The sequence below is a fragment of the Cellulomonas sp. NPDC089187 genome (assembly GCF_040685135.1).
Lineage (GTDB): Bacteria > Actinomycetota > Actinomycetes > Actinomycetales > Cellulomonadaceae > Cellulomonas.
The window spans coordinates 633,112-649,143 of the sequence record NZ_JBFBHI010000003.1 but is presented as its reverse complement, the minus strand read 5'-3'; the positions used below and the strand labels follow the sequence as shown (position 1 = coordinate 649,143).

General features: G+C 69.5%; 12 protein-coding genes. 9 read left to right on the top strand and 3 right to left on the bottom strand.

Annotation, left to right across the window (positions count from 1 at the left end):
• The 7 genes from AB0N78_RS11230 to AB0N78_RS11200 all read left to right on the top strand — a co-directional run.
• Positions 1-883, top strand: an 883-nt coding sequence (locus AB0N78_RS11230; RefSeq protein WP_363389854.1) for an Ig-like domain-containing protein, incomplete at its 5' end; no start/stop codon positions are given.
• 92 nt (positions 884-975) lie between these two features.
• Positions 976-2,274, top strand: a complete 1,299-nt coding sequence (locus AB0N78_RS11225) for a sigma-70 family RNA polymerase sigma factor (RefSeq protein WP_363389851.1) — start codon at positions 976-978, stop codon at positions 2,272-2,274.
• Between the two features lie 277 nt (positions 2,275-2,551).
• Complete coding sequence (locus AB0N78_RS11220; protein WP_363389848.1) at positions 2,552-8,422, top strand: Ig-like domain-containing protein; 5,871 nt, start codon at positions 2,552-2,554, stop codon at positions 8,420-8,422.
• Positions 8,419-9,843 (top strand): sigma-70 family RNA polymerase sigma factor, encoded by a 1,425-nt coding sequence (locus tag AB0N78_RS11215; RefSeq protein ID WP_363389845.1) that lies wholly within the window; start codon positions 8,419-8,421, stop codon positions 9,841-9,843. The genes AB0N78_RS11220 and AB0N78_RS11215 overlap by 4 nt, the downstream gene beginning before the upstream one ends.
• Positions 9,844-10,328: 485 nt before the next feature.
• Positions 10,329-10,505: a hypothetical protein gene (locus AB0N78_RS11210; RefSeq protein WP_363389842.1), complete on the top strand. Its 177-nt coding sequence runs from the start codon at positions 10,329-10,331 to the stop codon at positions 10,503-10,505.
• A gap of 287 nt (positions 10,506-10,792) precedes the next feature.
• Positions 10,793-12,049 carry a sodium:proton exchanger gene (locus AB0N78_RS11205; protein WP_363389839.1) on the top strand — a complete coding sequence of 419 codons (1,257 nt, stop codon included), beginning with the start codon at positions 10,793-10,795 and terminating at the stop codon, positions 12,047-12,049.
• Entirely contained in the window at positions 12,046-12,474 is a 429-nt protein-coding gene (locus AB0N78_RS11200; RefSeq protein ID WP_363389836.1) for a hypothetical protein, read from the top strand. Before AB0N78_RS11205 ends, AB0N78_RS11200 begins: the two co-directional genes overlap by 4 nt.
• Here the strand turns inward: AB0N78_RS11200 and AB0N78_RS11195 are convergent, their stop codons facing one another.
• Positions 12,475-13,035 carry a PepSY domain-containing protein gene (locus AB0N78_RS11195; protein ID WP_363389833.1) on the bottom strand — a complete coding sequence of 187 codons (561 nt, stop codon included), beginning with the start codon at positions 13,033-13,035 and terminating at the stop codon, positions 12,475-12,477.
• A gap of 192 nt (positions 13,036-13,227) precedes the next feature.
• Positions 13,228-14,031 carry a polyphosphate kinase 2 gene (gene ppk2 / locus AB0N78_RS11190; RefSeq protein WP_363389831.1) on the bottom strand — a complete coding sequence of 268 codons (804 nt, stop codon included), beginning with the start codon at positions 14,029-14,031 and terminating at the stop codon, positions 13,228-13,230.
• A gap of 139 nt (positions 14,032-14,170) precedes the next feature.
• On the opposite strand from ppk2, the gene AB0N78_RS11185 reads away from it, so the two are divergent.
• Positions 14,171-14,974 carry a tyrosine-protein phosphatase gene (locus tag AB0N78_RS11185; RefSeq protein ID WP_363389828.1) on the top strand — a complete coding sequence of 268 codons (804 nt, stop codon included), beginning with the start codon at positions 14,171-14,173 and terminating at the stop codon, positions 14,972-14,974.
• Positions 14,975-15,038: 64 nt separating this feature from the next.
• Positions 15,039-15,341 carry a YtxH domain-containing protein gene (locus AB0N78_RS11180; protein ID WP_363389826.1) on the top strand — a complete coding sequence of 101 codons (303 nt, stop codon included), beginning with the start codon at positions 15,039-15,041 and terminating at the stop codon, positions 15,339-15,341.
• An 11-nt stretch (positions 15,342-15,352) separates the two neighbouring features.
• Here the strand turns inward: AB0N78_RS11180 and AB0N78_RS11175 are convergent, their stop codons facing one another.
• Entirely contained in the window at positions 15,353-15,880 is a 528-nt protein-coding gene (locus AB0N78_RS11175) for a hypothetical protein (protein ID WP_363389823.1), read from the bottom strand.
• Between the last annotated feature and the right edge of the window lie 152 nt (positions 15,881-16,032).

Here is a 16,032-nt window from a genome sequence, read left to right as displayed (position 1 = left end):
CACCGAGGTGCGCCAGCCGATGTTCGGCCGGGTCGTCATCGCTGAGGACGGGTCGCTGGTCTACACCCCGAACGACGGTTTCTCCGGCCGCGAGAGCGTGGTGTACGTGGTGACCGACTCGGTCGGTCAGACCGCGGAGGCCTCGCTGGTGATCGAGGTCTACGGGCCGCCGATGCTGCCGGAGATCACTGAGGTCACCGGCGTCGAGATGGCGCTGATCCTCGACCCGGCCAACACCGCGGTCGACACCGGGGATGCGGTGCTCGCGCCGTGGACCATCACCACGGTGGGGACCACCGAGGCGGGTGAGGTGCTGCTGAACGATGACGGCACGATCACCTTCACCCCGGAGGCCGGTTTCACCGGTGAGGCAGTGTTCACCTACGTGGCCACTGACACCTTCGGTCAGACCTCGACCGGCACGATCACCGTGACGGTGGTGGCACTGACCGCGGAGGACATCACCGCACAGACCCCGTATGAGAAGGCGATCGATCTGGCCGTGCTCGACACGGCCAGCGGGTTGGGTGTGACGGTCAGCGAGGTGAGTGCTCCCGGGCACGGGACGGCGACGGTGAACGCTGACGGGGTGGTCACGTACACCCCGGCGGCGGGCTTCTCCGGCACGGACACCTTCACGGTGACGTTCACCGACCAGCTGGGTCAGACCACCACCGCCACCGTGACCATCACCGTTGCGGAGCGAGTGCCGGACCCGCCGGTCACCACCCCTGCCGATCCGGGCGAGACCTCCACCAGCAGCCGGGTCCTGGCGGTCACTGGGTCGCCGGTGACCTGGGTGTTGGCACTGGTCTCGGTGCTGATCGCGCTCGGGTCCTGGATGGTGCGTCGACGGCGCGCCGGGCTGGAGCAGCAGTCCTGATCGCATGAACACGGTGTCGCGGCCGGTCCGATGAGTCGGATCGGCCGCGATGTCGTCTGGCCGACCGGAACACGATCATCGAGGAGGAGGATGTGGAGGACGCCGCGCCGCACCCCACTGATGCTGACCTGTGCGCCCGCGTGCGTACCGGTGACAGTGCCGCCTTCGAGCTGATCTACCGTCGGCACGCGGACTGGGCGCTGGGCGTCGCCACCACGATGCTCGGCCCCGACGATGCCGAGGACGTGGTCTCCGAGACCTTCGCGGCGCTGTTGGCCACTCTCCGTCGCGGGCACGGTCCGGAGGGCCCGGTGCGGGCCTATCTGCGCACCGCGCTGCGCCACCAGGTGCACCGGCGGCTCAAGCCCACCGATCACGTTCTCCCGGTGGAGGACCTGGCCGCTGTGGTCGACATCGGCGATCGGTTGGTCATCCCACCGCTGGACGACGCGGTGGTGGATCGCGAGGACCGGACGCGCGCCTCCCGCGCGTTCCAGGGCTTGCCGGCGACCGAACGTCGGGTGCTGGAACTCGTCGAGCTCCAGGGCATGACCTACAAGGAGGCTGCCGCAGAGCTCGATGTCCCGGTGACCACCCTTGGCCGGATGGTCTACAACGCCCGACAGGCGCTCTTCGACCGGTGGGTGGCCGAGCACCTGGCCACCGCCGACGACAGTCACCCGGGGGCACTGGAACTCGCCCGGTACACCACCGGCACTGCCCCGATCCGCCTGCGCCGCCGGGTAGGTCAACATCTGGCGGACTGCCCGGCCTGCGACCTGCGCCTGACCAACCTGGACATCGAGCACAAGCGTCGCCGGCGTCGGGCCTCGGCGCACGGTCCGCTGGCGCTGCTGCCGGTGTGGTGGGCGCTGAGTCGTCACCAGCCTGCCCGGTTGCGCGACCTGTGGGTGCTTCTGACCGGGCGCACCGAGTTGGTCGCCCTGACCCTCGGACTGGTGGTCACCGCCGGGGTCGCCGCCGGACTGATCACCACCCCCTCCGGCGATCCGGCCGTCACTGCCCCCTCGGCCGCGATTACCGGGGGTGGGCAGGTTGACCCGCGGGCCAGTGCCGGCGACACCTCCGCCATCACTGTGGCCTGGATGCCCGGTGCCACGCTGGCGGGGGCGCAGGCGGGTGACGAGGTCACGCTGGACTTCCGGATCCGCGCCACCGGGGTCGATGCCGCCACGGCCACGCTGACCGTGCAGTCGGCCCCTGGGGTGAGCATCGACTCCCGGTACGGGACCTGCACCGGCTCGGATTCGACATTGGTCTGCCCCGGGATCGGCCCCTTCGATGATGGTCAAGAGCTGACGGGGCAACTGGTGGTTCGAGTCGACGATCCGTCGGCCGCCGCGTTGCCGACGCTGTCCGTCACTCGCTGAGCGTCGGGCCGGGGAACCCAGGCGCCCGCCTGCGGGTACCCAACCCGTCGACGGTGCTCCCTGGTTGGTCGTCGTCATTCCTCAGGGACGGTTCGGGCGCTACTGGTGGGCTGTCCGGAGTCGGGACGATGAACGGCGTGACAACTGCGTAGATGATGTGACGTACATCACTGAATCCGAGCGTCCAAGAGGCGAAGAAATCGGGCCTCTCGCACTACGCGGTTTTCCATCGACCGGACTGTCCCCAAGGTTCGGTGCCGCCGTCTGAGGAGTTCCGATGTCCGCCAGTCCCCGAGCGAGATCCGCTCTCGCCCGTCCCCGCCTCCACACCTGGGCCGCGTGGGTCGCGGCGCTCACCCTGCTTCTCGGCATCGGTGCCGCGCCGGCAGCGAGTGCGGCCACGGGTTCCGCGTCGGGCCTGGAACTCACGGTGGTGCAGGACGGCACCGCGCCCTGGGACGGCGATGACACCCCCGGGAATGACTCGTCGGCCACCAACGGACTGGTGCGTACGCACGATTCGGTGGTCTACCTGTGGGGTTACTCGGTGGCCACCGCTGGTGATGTGACGTTGACCCAGACCCTGCCCGAGGGGATGAGGTGGGTTGAGGCCGAGTCGATGGCGGCGTGTGCGGCTCCGAACTCCGGGGTGTCCGATGATGGCCGGACTCTGACCTGTGTGCGTCAGCACGATTCGACCGGTGCCTCGACCTACCAGGTCCGCGCGATGGTGGACTACGCCGCCAACGGCCAGGTGCTCTCGAGCGTGCTGTCCTCAGCCGGCACTGCGGATTCGGCACCCGCGGGTGTGACCGTCTCCGCCCGACCGATGGTCAACATGTCGACCTACATCGGTGCTGTCGGTGCCTCGAACTGGGGCGGTGTGGCCGGTCAGCTGATCAACTACCAGACGTACTTCTACCAGCCGATCGATGCGGTCAAGGGCGTGCGTGGAGGTGAGGCGCTGACTGACACCTTCAGCTTCCAGATCGATGTCTCCGACATGGGGCCGGGCGCAGTGGTGAGCGGCACCTGCCGCGCCGACGGCGGTAACTACATGTACGGCACCTCGATCACCGGTCAGTTCACGGCCGAGAACGCAGTGCCCAACGCCGGGACGTGGAGCTGCTCGCAGTCCGCCCCCGGTGAGCCGATCACCGTCACGGTCACCGGGGCGATCACCGATGTGCGGAGCTACCCGACCGCGATGCCGAGCAACGGCTGGGTCCCGCCCACCGACCACGCGTTCATCGCGACCGGCTTGGTCACGCTGTGGATCCCGAACACCGACTATCCGGTGGCCCGTCAGCTGTCCGTGCAGAGCTTCGACTTCGACCCGGACTCGGTCTCCGGTCAGTCCAACTGGGGTGAGGGCTACGCCCCCGGCCAGGAGCCCGGCGCCCCCCTCACTCAGTCTGTCAACGGCGGCTCCTTCACCTTCTCGCTGAACTCCTCGCTCAGCTTCGGTCTGTCGCGGACCTACGCCGAGACGGGGGAGGTCGGCTACACCGACCCGATCGCCCCGGGTTCCACCGCGGTCACCGCCACCAACACCCCGATGTTCGCCGGTCAGACGCTGCGCTTCGGCGGGTATGCCGGCGGCCGCACCCCGGATGGCTCCCCCACCACCAACCTCAACGTCTGCGGGGTCTGGGATGAGGACCGGCTGACCACCGACGGCACGCTGTCCCAGCGCTACCAGAACATCACCGGCATCGAGTACGCCCACCTGGATCTGGCCACCGACGATGCCCGCCGTGCCGTCGACTGCGGGAAGGTCGGCGACGGTCAGTCCGGCTGGTCGACCACGGTGGACGGCGTGACCGGCGGTGCCCAGGCCGTGAACGCGGTCCGCTACGTCTACGACAGTGTCCCCGCCGGCATGACGCCGTACAGCGCGATCGCCCTGACCCGCACCACCGAGACGCTGCCGACCGGCACACCGCTGGGCGTGTTCTTCCGGGTGGTCTCGGATCAGAACGCACTGGTCAAGCCCACCACCTTCGTCCCGGGCAGTGGTGTGGTGCACGGCCTGGGTGCGCAGGCACTGGCTGCCAACGCGGAGACATCCGTGACACTCACCTGGGATGCAGCGGTGTCCGACCCGGGTCTGGTGCGCACGGTGACCGTGCAGCCCCGCGCCTCGGTGCCCGCGGGTGCCTCGGGTATGGCCACGGACGTCTCCCTGGATGTCACCCTGCCCACCACGGCGGAGATGATCGCCGGGTCGTGGAGCGGCGATGCGCCGACCAGCCAGGTGACGAATGCCGACGGGTCGGTGACCTACACGTTCGAGATCGGTGACCTGGCCGCCAACCAGACGGCTCCGGCACTGACGTTCCAGGCCCGGTTGGCCGGTGCTACGTCGATCACCATGCCGGCGACGGTCACCGCGAAGGCCGTGATCAAGTCTGACAGTGACCCGCGCGCTGAGTCCCTGCGGACCGGCACCGGCAACATCGTCATCAACGCCCCGGCGACCTTCGGCATCACCAAGAGCGCCGCCGCCAGCTATGCGATCCCGGGTGTGCCGATCACCTACACGGTCGGCTGGTACAACGGCCTGACTGGCTCGGCTGGGACCGGGAAGATCGTCGATGTCCTGCCGTTCAACGGTGATGGGCGTGGCACTGAGGGTCTGAATGGTCTGACGGTGACGGGTGTGTCGGTGGAGGCGGATATGTCCGTGGACATCGAGTACACCACTGAGGATTCCGCTGCGGTGATGGCCGCGATTCAGGCGGACCGCTCCGGTGATACCGGGGTCACCTGGCAGGCCTGGCCGGCCAACGGTTCCACGCCTTCCGGGGTCACTGCGGTCCGGTTCCTCACCGGGGAGATCCTCGGCGGCACCGGTGGCGAGGCGATCATCGAGGTCACCCCCGGTGTGCTCTCACTCAACGGGACCATCGTCAACGATGTCTCGGGTCTGGTGACCGGTCTGGACACCCCGGTATCCGGTGCGGCGGGCCTGGAGTTGGTCTCCGGTGCCGCGCAGATTGCGGGCACCGTGTACCTGGATGACGACTACTCGTGGGCGATGGATGGTGCGGAGTCCGGTCTGGGTGATGTGACCGTGCGCGCCACGGGGTACACCTTCGGCGCGAACCAGATCGACGAGGGCGGCGCGGGCGACGACATCGTGGTGACCGAGGCTGATGACCTGTCGGTGACCACGGAGGCGGATGGCACGTACGTGCTGGACGGGATGTCGCCGGGCAAGTGGACGTTGACGGCGGACCCGTCGTCGGCGGGTGTGGCGGGTCTGGACGCGGCTGAGGTTCCCTCGCAGCCCATCGTCCTGGCCCCGGCCGACGGGATCACGGGGGTCGACTTCGGGTACATGGACCCGATCGATCCTCCGGTGTTGACCGACGATGAGGTGCGACTGTCCGCCGGTGACTCCCTCACCCTGGACGTGTTGACCAATGACACCTTCGACGCCTCGGGTGTGATCACCGAGGTGTCGACCCCGGACTCGGGCACGATGTCCTGGTCCGAGGGCGACACGACCATCGACTACATCGCGGCGAGCGACGGCTCCGGCGATGTCACGTTCACCTACACGGTGACCGACAAGGCCCGGCAGTCCCGCACGGCCACCGTGACCGTCACGGTCGTTCCGCTGCCGACGGCGGCGAACTCCACGGTGACCATCGGTCAGGAGCCGACCGCCATCGACCTGTCCGGTCTGGTGACCGGTGACGGACTGGTGGTCAGCACGACCTCGGCGGCCACGTCGGTGTCGGGCACGACCGTGACCTACACCCCGGCTGCGGACTTCGCGGGCCAGGACTCGTTCACGTACACGGTGACCGACTCGATGGGTAAGACCGCGACGGCGACCATCACCGTGGTCGTGTTGCAGGCCCCTGACCTGTCGGATGACGCAGCCTCGACCCTCACGGACACCCCCGTGAACATCGACGTGACCACGAATGACGCGTTCGTCGGCACGGGGACGCTGGTGGTCGAGACGGAGCCGGGCCATGGCACCGCGACGTGGGACGACACGCATGTCGTGTACACCCCGGAGGCGGGCTGGACCGGCACGGACACGTTCACCTACTCGGTGACCGACGTGGCGGGTCAGTCCGACACGGCAACGGTGACGGTGATTGTGGTGGACCCGATCGCGTTGACCGATGACGAGGCGGTGACCGGTGAGGCCACCGCGGTGACGATTGACGTCCTGTCGAATGACGTGGCGACCGGTGGTGTGATCACCGGTGTCACGCAGGGTTCGTTGGGCTCGGTGAGCATCGCCGACGGGAAGGTCGTGTACGCCCCGACTGGGATCGGCGTGGATACCTTCACCTACACGGTGCAGGACAACGCGGGCACGACCGCGACCGCCACCGTCACGGTGACGGTGTACGCGACTCCGGCTGCGACCGATGACAGCACGTGGACGCTGGTGGACACGGCGGTGACCGTTCCGGTGCTGGTCAATGACCAGAACACGGACGACTCCACGGTCACCATCTCCACTGCTCCGACGCAGGGGACCGCCACGGTCACTGAGGCGGGTTTGGTCTACACCCCGGAGTCGGGCTGGACCGGCACGGACACCTTCACGTACACGCTCACGGACCCGGCTGGTCAGACCTCGACCGCCACGGTGACGGTGATCGTGGTCGAGGCGGTCACGGCGACGGTCGATACCGCCCGCACGGGGATGGAGACCGCGGTGGAGATCCCGGTGCTGGTCAACGATGTGGTGACGAACGGTGGGATCACCGGGACGACCGACCCGGCGAACGGGACCATCGTGGTCGGCACCGATGGGGTCATCACCTACACCCCGGCTGCGGGCTTCTCCGGCACGGACACCTTCACGTACACGATCACCGACGGTGCGGGTCAGTCGGCGACGGCGAATGTGACCGTGACGGTGGTGGCTCGCCCGACCGGTGAGGACGCCTCGGTGCGGACCGGTCTGGACACGGCAATCTCCGTGGACATGGTGGCGTCCGGTGACTCGCTGACCCTCGCGGTGAGCACGGATGGCGAGCACGGCACGGCGACGGTCTCGGGTGGCACGGTGACCTACACCCCGGAGGCCGGGTATGTGGGCACCGATCAGGTGACGCTGACCTGGACCGACTCGGTCGGCCAGACCGTGACCGTCACCCTGGACGTTGAGGTCGTGGACGCTCCGGTCGCCAACGATGACGCGGTGGACACCCTGGAAGGGGTGGACGTGACCGTCGACGTGCTGGCCAACGACCAGGGCGACGCGATCACCCTCACCGCGCTGGGTGAGCCGATGTTCGGCACCGCCGAGCTGACCGGTGACGGCCGGATCCACTACATCCCGGCCGCTGGGTACTCCGGGCCGGACTCGGTGAGCTACACGATCACCGACGCGGTGGGTCAGACCGCGACCGCGGTGCTGCGGATCTCGGTGTACGCCGCCCCGCAGCCGCCGACGCTGACCGGACGCACCGGGGTGGAGATGGCTCTGGTCATCGACCCGGCAGCGGAGCAGGACACGCAGGCCGGCTTGCTGCTGGCCCCGTGGACCATCACCGCGGTCGGCACCACCGAGGCGGGCCAGGTGTTGCTCAACCCGGACGGCACGATCACCTTCACCCCGGCGGCGGGGTTCACCGGTGAGGCGACCTTCACCTACGACGTGGTGGACACCTTCGGCCAGACGGCCACCGGCACGGTCACCATCGTCGTGATCGCCCTCACCGCGACCGACGCCACGGTGGATACCGCCTACGAGACCGCGGTCGACGTCGACGTGCTGGCGCTGGCCGAGGGTTCCACGGTGGTGGACATCGAGGTCGGTACTCCGGCGCACGGCACTGCACGCGTCGTGGACGGCGTGGTGACCTACATCCCCGCCGCGGGGTTCTCCGGCGTGGACACCTTCACGGTGACGTACACCGACGACCTCGGCCAGGTCGCCACTGCGACGGTCACGGTCACGGTGGGTGAGCCGCCGGTGGTGCCGCCGACCCAGGAGCCGACCGGCGAGCCCACGGCCACACCGTCGGGCACGGGTGACTCCGGGCCGCGGTCGGGTGTGCTGGCCTGGACCGGAAGCTCGACGCCGTGGGCGCTCCTGCTCCTGGCGCTGGTCGTGATCGCAGCGGGGTCGTGGGCGCGGGCGAAGGGGCGTCGACACCGCTCATGAGTCGCAGCCGTACCCGGATCGGCCGCCCCGTCCTCAGTGACGGGGCGGCCGTCGCCGTGCCCGCTGACGGGGTGGAGGACGGGGCGGTCGCGGTGCTCGACCCGGCACCGGGGTCGGAGGGGCTGACGGCCCAGCAACGGGCGGCCATCCAGGACCTGGCCCTGTGCGTCGCCGTCCGCCGCGGTGACGAGGACGCGTTCGAGCAGCTCTACCGTCGACATGTCGGCTGGGCGCGGCAGATGGCCGTCCGGATGATCGGCCCCGATGACGCCGAAGACATCGTGTCGGATACCTTCGTCTCCCTACTCGGCACCCTGCGTCGCGGGGGCGGGCCGGTCGGAGGGGTACGCGGCTACCTACGAGCGGTGATGCGCCGACTGTCCGGGCATCTGCGGGAGAACCGGGAAATCCCCGCGGAGAGCCTGAGTCTGTTGCAGGACGGGGCGGATGCACTGGCTGTCGACCAGCAGTCCACCGGCTCCCCGGAAGATACGATCCTCGACCGGGACGAGGAGGCCTCGGCCTTCCGTGCGCTGGACCGCTTGACCGGTCGGGAACGGCAGCTGATCGAGCTGGTCGACGTGCAGGGTGCCTCCTACCGGGAAGCGGCGGACGCGCTCGGCATGACAGTCGGCGGTGTCGGACGCTCGCTTTACCTGGGACGCCGCTCCCTGTTCGACGCCTGGGTGGCCGAACACGTGCTTCCGGCCCGCGAGCCGCAGGACCACCCCACCGGCCTGGAAATCGCGCGGCACATCACGGGCAACCACGGTGTCCGCGGACGCCGACGGGTCGATGCGCACGTAGCGGCGTGCGACGAGTGTCGACGCCGGGTCGACCTGGTTGACCTGGAACGGCGCACTGTGCCCGCCCGACGTTCCGCGGCGCTGAGCTGGTTCGCGCTGCTTCCGCTGTGGTGGCGGCGTCGCCACCCGGCCCCCGTCGGATGGACCCACCGGGCGGTGATGTGGGCCGGGATCGGCCTGGCCGAGGTCGTGGTGGTGCTGGTGACCATGGTCGCCGCGCCCGCGCAGGTCTCCCACGAGCCGCCGACCACGCCGACCAGCCAGGTGAGCAGCACCTTCGGGTCTGCACCTACTGCCGCTGCCGGGCCTATCGACCTGCACGCGAGCTGGCGTCCGGGCACCACCCTGAGCGGCGCAGCCCAGGGCGACGTGGTCTACCTGTGGTTCCAGATCGAGGCCACCGGCCACGGCACAGGCCCCTTCACCCTGACCGTGCGGCACGGCGCGGGCGTCGAGATCGCCGACACCTACGGCTTCTGCACCCAGTCCGGTACCGAACTGGTCTGCCCCGGACTGGGTCCGCTGTCTGAGGGGGAGCCGATGCGAGGACGGGTCGGTGTGCGGGTCACGGACGTTACCGCTGCACGGCTGCCGACTCTCACGGTCACCCGCTGACTACGTGTAGGGCACCCTCCCGAGCGCGACTTTCCCGTATAGCGCGGTCGAGCTGACCCGCACCGACAAGGTCCCGGCCACCGGCACCCCGCTGTCGGTCTTCTTCCAGCTCCGCACGGACGGCTTTGCCCTGGTCAAGTCGAACGTCGTCCCGGAGACGACCACCGCCGCGAGTACCGGCGGTCGCGCACTGATCGCGGTAACGGAGGCCTCGGTCGACATCACCGGGGACGTGGCCACCTCCGACCCCGGAGTGATCCGGACCGTCACCGTGCAGCCCGCGGCGACGGTGCCGGAGGGGCCACCGGTGTGGCGTCGAATGCGTCGGTGGACGTCACCATGCCCGCCAGCGTCTCGCTGATCGCCGGGTCGTGGCCCGCCGCCAACGCGCCGACCGCGACCGTGGTCAACGCCGACGCCGACGACGACGCGCGGTGAGGCCTACCGCTCCGACACCGCCGAGCGAGGCGACCGCCCAGCGGTTCGTGACCGAGAGCATCAAGCCCGGTCAGTCCGGCGAGGCGCTGATCACGGTCACCCCCTGTGCCGTGGCCACTACTGGTCTGGTCGTGAACGACCTCTCCGGTCTGGTCCAGGAGCTGGCGCAGCCGATCGAGAACGTCGCGCCGTTGCAGCTGCCGACCCTCACGGTGACCCGCTGAATCAAGTTCGGACACCCGATCACGAATGTCCGGATATCAGCCCGTAGAAATAGGGCAACATGAGCGTTGCGCAATTTAAGAATGTCTGCCTACTGTGTGCGCCGCGAAGGGGAGTAGCCCGGCCGGTCAGTTCCTGACCGGCAGCGATGATCGACATGCTGGTGCTCAGGCACCCGGTCATCGCGCCGATCCGGTGGGCGAGACCTTCGGCCAGTCCGTCGTTGTTCGCGGCTGGCCGGAGCCCTGCGGCGCTTCGGCTGGGCGCCGGAGCCCGAAAGGCCCCCGCCATGACCCAGAACGCCCCGCCGCTGCGGGTGTTGATCCGTTCTCTGCTGATCGCGGTGCTCATCGCGATCCCCGCTGTTGTGCTGCGGCTGTCCGGCAGTGACCCGGACCCGCTGATTCAGCTTGCGCTGTACGGCGCGGCGGTGGTCGCGGCCTCCTTCGTGCTGGCATGGGCCGCCGAGGCCGCGCAGGTCGACGTCTCCGGTGGCTTCGCCATCGCCGTGCTGGCACTGATCGCGGTGCTGCCCGAGTACGCCGTCGACCTGTTCTACGCCTACACCGCGGGCAGCGACCCGGACTATGTGCAATACGCCGCGGCCAACATGACCGGATCGAACCGGTTGCTGCTCGGCCTCGGCTGGCCGCTGGTGGTGCTGGTCTCGATCTATGTCGCAGGCCGCGTCGCCAAGAAGCCAACCCGAGCGCTGGCACTCGAACCCGGCAACCGGATGGAACTCGGATTCCTGCTGATCGCCGGTGTGGCCGCCTTCGTCATCCCGGCCACCGGTCAGATCCACCTGGTGTTCGGGCTAGCGATGATCGCCTGGTTCGGTTTCTACCTGTACCGACTGACCCGGGGCGAGGCGGAGGAGCCGGACCTGATCGGCACCGCCGCGGTGATCGGCGGGTTGCCCCGCCGCCGTCGTCGCCCGCTGGTGGTCGCGCTCTTTGTGCTGGCCGCAGCCGTCATCCTGGTCAGTGCCGAACCCTTCGCCGAGTCACTGGTCGCCTCTGGCACGAAGCTCGGCATCGACGAGTTTCTGCTGGTGCAGTGGCTGGCACCGTTGGCCTCCGAGGCGCCGGAGTTCATTGTCGCCATCCTGTTCGCCTGGCGCGGGAAGGGCACCGCCGCGATCGCCACCCTGATCTCATCGAAGATCAACCAGTGGACGCTGCTGGTCGGCTCGCTGCCGATCGCCTATCTGGCTGGCGGCGGCCCCGCGGCGCTGGTGTTGGACACCCGGCAGACCGAGGAGATGCTGCTCACCGCCGCGCAGACGTTGATGGGGGTGGCGATCCTGCTCTCGCTGCGGTTCTGGCGGTGGTCGGCGTGGACGCTGCTGGCGCTGTTCGCGGTGCAGTTCGTGGTCACCGGCACCACCGGCCGGTTCATCCTGTCCGGGATCTACCTGGTGATCGCCGCGGTGGTGATGGCGGTGCACCGGCGGCAGCTGCTGCCGACGCTCATCGCGCCCTTCCGTCGGCAGGGAGCCGAGCCCGCGCGGGATGATCGCCCACGTGCTCTGATGGGCGGATGACGAGCACAGGGCGTGGACGCACGATCGGACGGGTGCTGCTCGGTGGATTCCTGGCGTTCGCCGGGACGAGTCATCTCACCTTCGCCCGGCAAGAGTTCCAGGCCCAGGTCCCGGAGTGGTTCCCGGTCGGCGACGACGCAACGGTGCTCGGGTCCGGGGTGGTGGAGATCGCGCTGGGTTCGGCCTTGATCGCCACCCCGCCCCGGCACCGTGGACTGGTCGGCTGGCTCGCTGCGGCGTTCTTTGTGGCGATCTTCCCCGGGAACATCTCCCAGTACCTGACGCACACCGACGGCTTCGGGCTGGACACCGACACCAAGCGCGGAGTGCGTCTGCTGTTCCAGCCGCTGCTGGTGCTGTGGGCGCTGTGGTCCACCGGGGCCTGGTCCGAGCACCGGCAGCGGCGCACCACCCCGTCGGATTGATCAGTCGTTGAGGTCGAACTCCACCACGGCACCGGTGTCGGCATCGATGGTCGCGTCGTCGCCGTTGTCGTACTCGATCTCCCAGGTGAGCCGGCCGTCGTCCTCGTCCAGCGTCACCTCGACCGGGGTGGCGTTCGCCCGGACGACCTCCTGGCCGAGTCGCACCGCCTCATCGGCGGGGATCGCCATCCCCGATCCGGTGACATCGCTGTTCGCTCCCAGCCACAGATCCGTGCGGTTGATGGCCTGCTTGGCTTGGATGAACTCCTGCTTCAGGCGCTGGAACTCCGGGTCCGCGCCGAGGTTGCCGCCGGTCCAGCTCTGCTTGTAGTCGATGAAGGCGGTCTGCGCGTCGATGAACGCCTGGACAGCATCGTCGCTGGTCGCAGCAGAGGTGTCGGCGTCACCAGTGGCCTGCGGGCTCTGCGTGGCGGGCTGCTCCGGCTGAGCGGTCACGGTCACCGTCGCGGTCGGCTTCGGCTCGTCGGTGCCCGAGCACGCGGTCAGCAGCCCCAGTGCGGCGACGGCGGTCAGCGTGGCGACGGTGCGGCGGGTGGACATATGACGTGACTCCTCGGATGGACGACCGGACTGCCCTGTGAGCGTAGGCAGATGGCCCCACCCCTGGGTGCCTGGGGCGCGGCGCTGAGTGGCACATGCCCCGGGGGTGGGTGATCCCTGGTCATCCCCGGGTCACCCCGGCCCGGTGCACTGAGCGGTGCCACGTACCGACGAGTGGTGCGCTCCTCCCGGTCAGTCGCGCTCGACGATCCGGGCCGCGTGATCCGGCACCGTGGTGAACTGCCCGCGTGGCGGACGGCGGTAGTCCCCGGTCCCGACCGGACGCTCCGGCAGCGCCACCGGCGGATGCGGCACATCGGTGTACGGGATGGTCGACAGCAGGTGGTGGATCATGTTCAGCCGCGCGGCTTTCTTGGAGTCCGACTCGACCACGAACCACGGGCTGTCCTCGGTGTCCGTGTGCGCAAACATCTCGTCCTTGGCCCGCGAGTAGTCCTCCCAGCGCCGGATCGACTCCAGATCCATCGGGCTGAGCTTCCACTGCCGCAGCGGGTCATCCAGCCGGGAGCGGAACCGCTTGAGCTGCACGGTGTCCGACACGGAGAACCAGTACTTGCGCAGCAGGAGCCCGTCCTCGATCAACATCCGCTCGAAGGTCGGTGCCTGGTGCAGGAACCTCGCGTGTTCCTCGTCGGTGCAAAAGCCCATCACCTTCTCCACCCCGGCGCGGTTGTACCAGGACCGGTCGAAGAGCACGACCTCCCCGGCGGCGGGCAGATGCTGCACGTATCGCTGGAAGTACCACTGTCCGCGCTCGCGGTCGGTGGGGGCGGGCAGCGCGGCGATCCGGACCACCCGGGGGCTCAGGTACTCGGTGATCCGTTTGATCGTCCCGCCCTTGCCCGCGGCATCCCGTCCCTCGAAGATCACCGCCACCCGGGCACCGGTGGCCTGCACCCAGCGCTGCAGCGTCACCAACTCGGACTGTAAGCGGTACAGCTCGGCCTCATACGCCTCGGTGGAGAGCTTCGCCATGGTCGGACGGTAACGGGCGGGCGCGGCGCGGTCGAGAGCGGGCCCGCCCGTCTGACACCCTGGGGACACGCGCGTCGTCGCCCGTCGACCACCCGGTCGTCCGCCGTCGGGCCGCACGCCGGAGCTGGAAGGTCCCCGCATGTCGACGTCCCCCGTCCTGTCCCCGCCGGTCAACCTGCGTGATCTGGGGGGCACCCCGGTCCAGGGCGGCACCGTCCGCGCCGGGATGCTCTGGCGGGCGGATGACATGTCCTGCGTCACCGAGGACTGGGCACGCCAGGCGGTGGCGGACGGTCTGACGCATGTGGTCGACCTGCGCTCCGCCGCGGAGGCCGAGTCCACCGGCCGGGGACCGCTCGGTCGGCTGCCGGTCAGCTACCACCACATCCCGCTGGTCGACACCGTGGGTGGTGCGGGCGGCACCGATCAGGACACCCTGGCACGGATGGCGCAGGCGGACACTGACACCGTCGGGCGCGCCTACCTGGACATCCTGCGGTCCACCGCCCCCGCCGTGGTCGCGCTGCTCGGGCTGCTGTCCGCCGCCACCGGTGCCACCGTCGTGCACTGCGCTGCCGGGAAGGACCGCACCGGGGTGCTGGTTGCCAGCATCCTCACCGCGCTGGGTGCCGATGCGCAGACCATCGTCGCCGACTACGGCCGCACGGCGGACAACCTGCAAGCGATCTACGGCCGGATGATGGCCGCGCATGCCGTCGCCGCCGACGCCCTCTCCGAGGGTCAGGCGTCGATGATGGCCACCCTGATGTCCACCCCGGTCACCGAGCTGCCCCCGATGCTGGGTGCCGACCCCCGGTCGATGGCCGCGATGCTGGATGCCGCACAGGCCGAGGACGGCGGGCTGATCGAGGTGCTGCGCGGCGGCGGCCTCACCGACAACCTGATCGCGGCGCTGCGCCGACGACTGGTGGTCACCGACTGACCCTGAACGCGCGCACCCGGCGCGGCTCGCCTAGCGTGGACACCCGAATCGAGGGAGGTCCACGGTGAAGGCGAAGAGCGCATTCGTGGTCGGTGCGACCCTGGGCTACGTGCTCGGAACCCGCGCCGGCCGTGCCCGCTACGAGCAGATCAAGGGCTGGGCGTCCAGCCTGTGGCACGACCCACGGGTGCAGTCCCGGGTCGACGACCTTGAGGCGGGTGCCGCGCAGTTCGCCAAGGACCAGGCGTCCGCGCTGAAGGACAAGGCCGTTGACGCGGTGAAGTCCACGGTGTCACGCGATCCGGAGCCGCAGGTGCGGACCACCCCACCAGACGGGACCACGCCGTCGGGGTCGCTGCACGGCTGAGAGGTCGAGGCTCAACCGGCCAGCACGGCCCCGACCAGCCCCGCCGCCCCCACCACCGGAGGCCAGGCCGCCACCTGCGCCAACGTGTGCGCTCCAACCCGCAGCCGAGCCCAGCCGGCGACCGCGGCGGCGACGACCATCAATGCGCCCCACACCGGTGCACCGGGCAGGAGCGCCCCGGCGAACAATGCCGGGATGCTGGTGTGCGCACTCACCCCGGTCGGATGCAGGGCCAGCATGGCCACCAGTGCGGCCAACACCCCGATCAGCCCTGCCCGCAGCGGAGCCTGCGCGCCCCATGACCAGAGCAGCGCGACAGCGATCAGCTCCCACGCCGCTCCACCGGCCAGCAGGATCAGCCGGGTCCGCCCAGTGATCCGCAGGGTGTCGACCACCCCGAACGCCCGCAACGCCAGCACCGAGGCGACGGGGAGCACCGCCAGCGCGGTCACTGTGAGTAACCCCCACAGCGGGCTGCCGCCCAGCGCCCAGCCAAGCAGCAGGCAGCCGACCGGCACGCTGCCAGCGGGCTGTCCCACCGTGCATGCCGCCCGCGCCAGCTGGTCCAGCGCTGACCCGCTGGCGTGAGTTCGGGGGTTCGGCACCGAGTTCGGGTGCGCGGGTGCGTCACTCGGCGCGTGAGCACCGAACTCGCCGCGTGAGCTAGGCGCGCACGCGTCGGTCCGGTCAG